Here is a 6,377-nt window from a genome sequence, read left to right as displayed (position 1 = left end):
TCGGGCACATGCGCAGGCTATCGAAGCTGCCCGACCGCGTTCGCAGCTTCTTCGGGCACAAGACTTTTCGCTACGCCGCCTGATTCAAGATCGCCCAGGCCGGATCAATAATATAGGGGTTTCCCGCACTACTCGGGTTTTTGGAACTGTTTCCCGTCCCCTGGCCGATGGCGGAGAGGGCTTCCGCGATGGCGCGGGTCGCGTCGCCGCGGCTGGTGCAGATGCCGGGGAAGGCCGCCATGGCGTGGTCCGGATCTCGCAGGACGATGCCGGCGTGGACCATCTGCATGGCGGGGCTCTCACTGGCAGGCTGTGGCGGCTCTGGGCGGGTTGGGGCGGTGCTCCACTCCACGGTGGCCCCCTCCCCCAGCAGGGTCGCCAACGCGGCCGCGGCGGCGGCGCGGTGCCGCCCACGAACGGCCACGCGGGTCCACTGGGTCAGGCCGGGCAGGCGGACCCTGGCTACGTGCCAGAAACACATGACGGCCTCGCCCATGATCTTGGTCCGGGCGGGACCGGCCCAGCCGTCGCCGAAGGTGGCAGAGACGGCCAAGGCTTCTGGCGAGGCAGCGGCGACCAGGTCTCCGGCGGCTTGGGCAGAGAGCGTGAGAGCGGCGTTCGCTGCCTCCCATATCCCGGCGGAGCTGAAGCCGCGGAGGCGGTCAGAGAGGCGCCGGGCGTCGACCTCCCGGTCATGGGTGGCGTCGGAATCCAGGCTGCGCAGGGCCTCGGCCAGCAGGCGGACGGCGCCCCTATCCTTGCGGTTCACCACGAAGCCGCGGGCTGCGGCGACGGCCTCGGGGTGGAGCATCTCCAGATCCCGGGCGCTGACCAACTCATCGACGCGCCGCCCATCTTCCAGGGGGAGCTTGGAAAGCGACATGGTCAGGAGCGGCCGAGAGGCATCGCGGCGGCGAGGCCGAGACCGCTGCTCAAGCTGCTCGAGTTCATCGACCGAATACAGGCGGACTAGGGCATCGGCGACGGGATCGCGGTGGCCATAGCGCTCGGCTCGCCGAACGGTCCCGTCGGTCATTCGGTGAAAGGAGGGGACGAGGATATAGCCGCGCTCCTCTATCGGCACCGGACGGCCGTGCCGGAGCAGGGCTCGGGTGATCTCGACATCCCGGGAGGGCGGAAGCGGGCGTCCCTCATCGAACTGCGCTCGGACGTCCTCGGCGATGTTGAGGCCGCGGCCGGCACCAAAGTGGATCCAGCGGACCTCTTCTCGCGTCGGGCCCGTGGCAAGGATCGCTTGGCGCGCCTTATGCAGATCCTGGGCATGGCGGTTCAGCCCCTTTGGGCCGCCAATCATCGCTTTGCCGTCGAACAGCCAGGCTAGGATATCGGCTCGATCTGCGGATGCTGTGGCCTTGTTGGTGGCGGTGGTCACCCGCTTGGTGTCGCCACCCTTGCCGGGTGTCAGGCTGCTATAGGTCCCCATACGGTCATGGGCGACTACATGACGGACACCCGCATCAGCATGCTGGATGACGATAGAGGTGCGGAGCTTTCGCTCCGGCCACCAGGTCGCCAGGAAGTCGAGTTGGTTTTTCGCGTCGCACAGAAGCGGCGAGAGTTCAGCCATCCAGGGTGCGAGGTCGTGCGCGTGCTGCATTCGCACTCGGCCGTCGAACACAGCCACGAGTTCCGTAATTTCGTCCTCGGGGCAATGCTCGACCATTTCGGCAATCAGGCGCAGGAGGAGGGCCTGCGTGCCGACCATGCGGTTGTGCTCGCGCAAGGTGGTGGTCCGCTCGCGCAGGGTGTCTGGCCGCATGTTCGGGCGAACGGCTGAGGCGTCCTGCGACTTCGCTTTCCAGACCCAACGTGAGGCGCTCCGCCAGCCGCCAGGGTCCGATACGGCGGCCATGGCTTTGGGTGACATGGGTCCGCTCACGAGCGCGTCGCGCGCGGCCCGTAGGAGCCGCCGGCACTCAGCCATGTCGTGAAGGTCGTGGTAGGACGCTCCAGCTTCCCACGACCAGAGATCGGTCTGGAGCATGTCGGGCCAGACTTCGGGCTGGATGCGGTCCAGGCTTAGACCGGCATTGGTCCGACCGGCTTCTTCGGTGTCCTCCTCGTTGATCGGCGCCAACCGCGAAAGTAGCTGGTCAAGATCCATCTCGTCGCAGATCAGGGCATCGAAAGGTGGAACCTCGACCTTGATGGTACCGCCTTTTTCGCCGCCCTCAGTCCCGCGCTTCTCAAGGGTCACGTGCCGGCGGAACTGCTTCTTGAGCGACCGGACCATGGTTCCCCAACCAGCAAAAACGACGATGTCACCATCGAGGTCGTTGGAGAGGTAGCCGCACGGGGGCAGGGTTCGGTTCGGGTTGTTAGGATGGCGGCTGCAGTAGACGAACCGCCCCGCTGCATTCTCGCCGTCCTCAGCATCGTCCGGGCGGATTCGGGCTTTGCATGCCTTGTTGCTGTCTAGACCAGCAGCGTTCGCCTGGCGCCGAAGCGCATGTGCAGGACACATCCGCTCGCCCGGTGAGGCTGGGTTCTCAGCGTCGTAGCCTAGATACCACGACGTCCTGATGCCGTGTGGCTCGCCGGCCTTCCTGCATGCGGCAACGACGGCTTTAGCCAAAAGGTGGTTCGCACAGACTATGGCCATACGCCGCCGTAGACCGAGGACCGTCGGGTTTTTGACGATCGCATCGACGGCGCAGGTGGCAAGCCACCAGGTCTTTCCGCCCGACATAGAAGACTGAATGAGTTCGAGCCCCGCGGAGCCACGCGGCAAAGCCTCAATCGTGTGCGGTTCAGGCTGGGGCAGAAAGGCGGGCGGTGGTGTTGCGTTATGACCCCATGCCACCTCCGCAACTGCGCGGCGGATGCGCGCCTCCACCCGGCCGAACTCCTCCGGGATCCAACTGGAGATGCTGGCCTGAAGAAGGCTGCTGGTCTCATCCAATGTGACGGTTTGCGGTAGGGGCGGCGGTTCTGGCGGCAGGGCGGCCGTGATCGCGGCCCGCAGAGCATCAAGCCCATGGATCGCCGCCCAGTCGTTCCAATCGCTCCCTTCGTCATCGACCTCGAAGCTTGGCACGATAGCCGTGCCGCCGGTGGCCTTGGCTGCGGCTTCGGCAGCCTCACGACCGACGTTCGGGAGGGGCTTCGCCCGGCGAGGGAGGTGGTGGTCGTTGTCGCCGCAAAAGCCGACCCGGAGCCCGGGGTACTGCGCGAGGTAGTGCTGGGCGATCGCTACGTAGTTCGCCTTGGTGAACGCCACCGCGACAGCGACGTCCGGCACCTCCCGCAGCGTCGCGCCGGTGGCGAAGCCCTCTCCGATGAGCAGCACGCCACCGGGCCGGACATCGCCCATTAGGAGGTGCGTGCCGCGGACCTGACCACCCTTGGCAAAGAGCTTCCGGCCGTCCGGCGCGATGGACTGCAAGCCACGCAGCTTGCCGTCCAGGTCGAACATCGGCACCCGCAGCCGGCCGCGCCGATCGACGCGCAGCCCGGTGCCGGTGATGCCTTTCGCCCGGAAGTAAGCGTGATCCAGTGGGGCGGGCGGCGAGCCTTCCCAGACGATGGCGCTACGCCGCGCGACGGTATTCTGCCGAGCTTGCCGGCGTTGTTCGGCCGCGGCATTGGCCTCGGCCGCGGTGGCCAAGGCGGCATCCCGAGTCGCAGCGGACATTTTGGGCAGCGGGCCGTTCGCCTTCCACGGCGCCGCGAACCCGGTCTTGAAGTTCTCGATGAACCCGGCCGGGCGAACCCCATCGAGATAGCCGCGATAGCGGCCCGACTTTCGTGCCCCCCGGTCGCCTTCGGCAGCGGCGCGATGCCACTGCCCGTCCATGACCGGAATGCCCTTCAGACGCAGGCCACCGGCACGGATCGCATCGCCGAACTCGGCGAGGCCCTCAGCCTCGTTGAAGGGGCGGGTGGCACTCATCCGGCCCAGGTATCTCCGCGCCGCGCCATGACCCGGCCGAAGACTTCGGCGAGCTTGGCAATCTGCCGCGCGGTCAAGGGATGGCGCTGCCCGGCTACGCTACGCGCGAACTCGGCCTCCCACGCGGAGCACCATTCAGAATTCGCCTCGAGCCACCGAAGCTGGCCTTGGGGGCTCAGCCCACGTCGCGGCAGTGCAGGCGGCGCCTTGGCCTCCGAGCCGCGGACGGCGAAGCCGACGAGGTCGTCCCACGTCCAGCCAGCGGCCTTCAACGTCCGCGTGGCGAAGGCTGCGGCGTTTGCGCGCTCGCCGTCGTGCTCCGAGCCGAGCAGGCCACAAAGGCGCGCCAGCTTTGTCGCGTCTTTCTCTTTGAGCGCTCCGGGCATCACGGCTGTGCCCAGTTGATGATGCGTTCGGGAGCACCTTCCCGGATGTCGCCGACCGCCTTGCGCGGGCCGGCGAGCACCCCTATGTCGCTCGTGGACACCTTTTTTAGGCCGCTTCGTCCCCTGGCCGGGGGGCGGGCGGCCGTCCTTTTTAAGCGGCGAGCGAGCTGGAAGCGGGGGCGGTTAGGCCGAGCAGGTCGGCAGCCGCAGGCGCCAGTGCCGGGTCGACATACATCCGCCCTCGAATTCGCTCAGACGGAATCTGCCCGTTTGTCAGCAGCGAGACTACGCTGCGGCCGTAGCCAGCGCGCATGAGGATCGGATGATCTGCCGGCACGCCACGAGTGTGCGCTACGCGCCGAACCTCAAGGCTGAATTGGGAAGTCCCAAGGAGGGAGGGGGCGGAGGTTGAACCGAGCAGTTCGGTTTTGGTCACGGAATTGCGTCCTTTCCTTATGGAGAGGACCGCTAACCGTCACATCATTGCGCCATGCTTTGGGGTGGTAAATCCCTGCAAGGTGCGTTACGTAGGGCATTGTGTATTGGATTGCGCTACGTTGTTTGATGTGACGGGCGGTCCATAGCTTAGGAGAGCGTCGCTTCGGGGTGGTAGCCGGGGCGGCGCTTTTCGCCTTTAAGCACCTATGTGTCGAAACCATAGCAGTGCAACTAGGCGAAGCGGCCCAGTCAGCAATCTGCGGAGTGACGACACAACCCGTCAAATCGGTTCTCCTGCGAGCCCATTGGCGGATATAATTCCTCACACATCACATCGCAAACCAAACAGTCCAGTAAAACTGGGATATGACGGCTTCGTGACATGTACGCATTTTGCGAATACTGCCATGCTGCAGACGATCTATCAGAAAGCATAGAAATATCTCCAGCGTCGCCTACGCATTTTGCGTAGAATCTTCCCTAATGTTCATCCAGCTCAGTCGCTCAGCCTCCGAGCTTCGCTACAGGCGGCGTAGACGGCCGCAGCGTCACACCGCGCTCGTCTACAGTTACATCAGCCGCTGGGTACACCGCACGAGCCAAAGCCAAGTTCTCAATAAATCTCGGCTTAAAATGGAACAACTCTTTATAGCTTGTTCCAAACTGAGCCTGTAATGCCTTCCAAGTAATAGGCCGTGATCCCGGCAGAACATGTAACCTGTAGGCAAGCCAGCAATACAGGTCTAAAGCCATGCTGTTGTTTGATAGCGCCCGGATTGCGGCTTCTTCAAGTGGCACAGGATGCTTCTTAAGCTGCTCAAAGAAACTCTCAGAAAGTTTCACTGTATCGACAAACAGATTACCTTGGTCGCTTTCCTCAGCACTCAGGAGAAAGGCCTCGTCGACGATATTCTGGTTGACTAGGCCGCCTCGCCCGCCAGCCTGAACATGGAAAGTCAGTCGGCATCGGCTGATCCGCTCAGCCTGCTCCCTAACCTCTTTGATGGACTTGCCGCCGATCGGGATGCCGAGCCGGGCCAGCCATGCGCGTAAGCTGCGGCCAAGCTCCACCTCCCTGCTGTTCGTCTTAAGGGCCTCACTCTGTAGGAACAGCAGGATCAACCGGGCACGGCTGCCATACGGGACGCCAACCCATTGCAAGGCGTCTGGGGCATCGCGAGAGTCCACAGGCTTTCGGCCAGGCTCGACCAGGAGCCGCACCCGATCCGATATAATCTGCCATGGTTGGTCGTCGGGCAAACGGCGGTGAGGCAGCGCGGCCTGCGCCCAGCCCGAGTAGATGAAGCCGATGCCGCCATCCTCGTCGCCCATATATGCGGCTGCGGCCTCTACGACACGACGATCGACGTCGGCGCCTAGAGCGGCTTCTTTGCCATGTTGATCGAGAAGACGATGTACGGTGCCCATGCTCACCCCCGGGCTACTTCGGCAATCTCGCCGATTTGGTCGGTCATGTCGCCGAGGACTCTTGCGATGGAGGTACTAGAGAATCTTAATTGAATTCTATTATTATTGATCCGGCCTGGGCGGTCTTGAAGGCGAGTAGGATCCGTCCAGGTTGGGGGCATGAAGCATGTGGACATGCGCAAGCTGCCGGCGGCGGCGCAAGAGGAACGTCG

At 64.2% G+C, this 6,377-nt stretch carries 3 protein-coding genes; all 3 read right to left on the bottom strand.

All coding sequences use genetic code 11. The features are described 5' to 3' along the window. Nucleotides 1-70: 70 nt before the first annotated feature. Nucleotides 71-3,913 carry a toprim domain-containing protein gene (locus tag E2C06_RS34945; protein ID WP_133293154.1) on the bottom strand — a complete coding sequence of 1,281 codons (3,843 nt, stop codon included), beginning with the start codon at nucleotides 3,911-3,913 and terminating at the stop codon, nucleotides 71-73. Continuing rightward, nucleotides 3,910-4,299 (bottom strand): hypothetical protein, encoded by a 390-nt coding sequence (locus tag E2C06_RS34940; RefSeq protein WP_133293153.1) that lies wholly within the window; start codon nucleotides 4,297-4,299, stop codon nucleotides 3,910-3,912. Before E2C06_RS34940 ends, E2C06_RS34945 begins: the two co-directional genes overlap by 4 nt. 942 nt (nucleotides 4,300-5,241) lie before the next feature. After that, the gene (locus E2C06_RS34935; protein WP_133293155.1) at nucleotides 5,242-6,165 is read right to left on the bottom strand and encodes a replication protein RepA; all 924 of its coding nucleotides are present in this window, start codon (nucleotides 6,163-6,165) and stop codon (nucleotides 5,242-5,244) included. Nucleotides 6,166-6,377: the final 212 nt, after the last annotated feature.

The organism is Dankookia rubra (assembly GCF_004355005.1).
Lineage (GTDB): Bacteria > Pseudomonadota > Alphaproteobacteria > Acetobacterales > Acetobacteraceae > Paracraurococcus > Paracraurococcus ruber_A.
The sequence above is the reverse complement of the archived record's forward strand: the minus strand, read 5'-3'. Positions and strand labels throughout refer to the sequence as shown.